Consider the following 1,047-nt stretch of genomic DNA (forward strand, 5'->3'; position numbering starts at 1 on the left):
CGGGGCCTCAACCCCGTCGATCCAGCCGACGCCGCGGCCGGCGTTGAGGTCGACCGCGTTGACGTGCACGGTGACGGTGGGGGCGGAGCCGCCCATCACCCCGGCTTTCGGGTCGCGGGCCGCTTCACGGACCATGTCACGCAGAATGTCGGCCCGCTTCTCCCCGCCGGGGCGACGGTCGATGTCGACGACCTCGGTGTCGGGCACGACCTCGGCCCCGTCGGACCCGGCCAGCTCGGTGTCAGGCACGACGTCGGACCCGTCGGCCCCGGCCAGCTCAGCCGGTCCGGCGGTGGGGAGAAACTTCACCGTCGCCCGCGCCGACAGTCGCGACGCGAAATACGTCTCGAACTCTCCGCGCAGGTCGGGGGTGACGCCGCCGAAGATTCGGTAGAGGCCCCGTTCGAATGAGCCGAAGCTGATGCTGCTCTTGGCCTCCCGAGCCTCTTCCTGGGGTGCGATGCCGTCGGGGTCGAGCCGGGCCTGCCACTCATGCACCAACACCCGCATCCGATCAGCCGGCAACGCGATACCGGCACCCGGCAGCCCTGCGGTATCAGCATTGAGGGCGCCCGTCGCGTTGGCGACGAGCACCCGCTCGGCGAGGTGCAGATCCGAGGGGTCGGCCTGCCGGATGACCTCTTGCAACCCTTTCGCGATGATCTCGGCCGAGTCCACGCCGATCTCGCCCGCGGCCAGTGCCGCGCTCACGGTGGGAAACACCGCCGGTCGCAGCGGTCCCACCCCGGATCGCACGCTGGTCAGCGCCCCCAGGCTGATGCGTCGCTTCACTTCCCGCACTGACACGTGGGTGACACTCATGATCAGGTCGAGCTTGCCGGTGCAGCCCATGCGCTTGGAGAGGCTGGCGGTACCGCCGTAGAGCTCGACGTCGGCGCGGCGGGCGACCTCCGCTGTCGCCGCGACCCGAGCACCGTCGAGGCGGCGGCCGATCTGTTCAAGACCATCGAGAAGTGCGAGCGATTCATCATCGGCGACCAGCGGGAAGACGAGTCCCTCGAGAGCGTTGGCGAGGAGTTCGTTGAT

The 1,047-nt window shown here is 69.5% G+C and carries 1 protein-coding gene; it reads right to left on the minus strand.

Translation table 11 applies throughout. From position 1 onward, the window contains the following. Window positions 1–1,047 (minus strand): DUF222 domain-containing protein (locus E3T55_RS15185; protein WP_166791802.1); only part of this gene is annotated, 1,047 nt, incomplete at both ends.

Origin of the sequence: Cryobacterium frigoriphilum (assembly GCF_004403305.1) — a bacterium.
GTDB classification, from domain to species: domain Bacteria; phylum Actinomycetota; class Actinomycetes; order Actinomycetales; family Microbacteriaceae; genus Cryobacterium; species Cryobacterium frigoriphilum.